General features: G+C 57.7%; 1 pseudogene. It reads left to right on the forward strand.

What is annotated here, in order from left to right:
• Positions 1–925 (forward strand): annotated as a pseudogene (locus AC2SLM_RS12760) (hypothetical protein); the annotation flags it as partial.

A 925-nucleotide genomic window follows, 5' to 3' on the forward strand; every position in this document is an offset into this window, starting at 1 on the left:
AAACCGCCCTACCAGCAGACGCTGTCAAAGATGGTACGCCAGTGAACGCGACCAACAGTGATGACGCCGGTAACGAATCGACTGGCGAAGCCACCTCAGGTAGCGACACGCCAGTGGACACCACACCACCTGCGACTCCAATCGTTGACGCCAATGACGACGGTTCAGTGACGGTTACCCCAGCGGATGATGCCACTAACGCCACCATCTCTTACACCGACGAAGCGGGTAACCCACAAACCGTTGAATTAACCAAAGATCCCGCAACCGGAGAATGGGCACCAGCTGATGGCACCACACTGCCAGCAGGGGTAACCGTTGACCCAGCAACCGGTGAAACCACCTTACCCGCAGACGCTGTCAAAGAGGGTACGCCAGTGAACGCGACCAACAGTGATGACGCCGGTAACGAATCGACTGGCGAAGCCACCTCAGGTAGCGACACGCCAGTGGACACCACACCACCTGCGACGCCAATCGTTGACGCCAATGACGACGGTTCAGTGACGGTCACCCCAGCGGATGATGCCACTAACGCCACCATCTCTTACACCGACGAAGCGGGTAACCCACAAACGGTTGAGCTTGTCAAAGATCCCGCAACCGGAGAGTGGGCGCCAGCTGATGGCACCACACTGCCAGAAGGCGTGAGTGTTGACCCAGCCACAGGTGAAACCACCCTACCAGCAGACGCTGTCAAAGATGGTACGCCAGTGAACGCGACCAACAGTGATGACGCCGGTAACGAATCGACTGGCGAAGCCACCTCAGGTAGCGACACGCCAGTGGATACCACACCACCCACTGCCGTAACCATCGGTAACGGTGATGAGTTTATCACTGCCGATGAGATTGACGCAGCCGGTAAGGTTGAGGTGACCGTTGGTCTACCAGCAGATGCGGTAGCAGGTAACATCGTGACCGT

It is taken from the genome of Psychrobacter sp. CX16 (genome assembly GCF_057396245.1).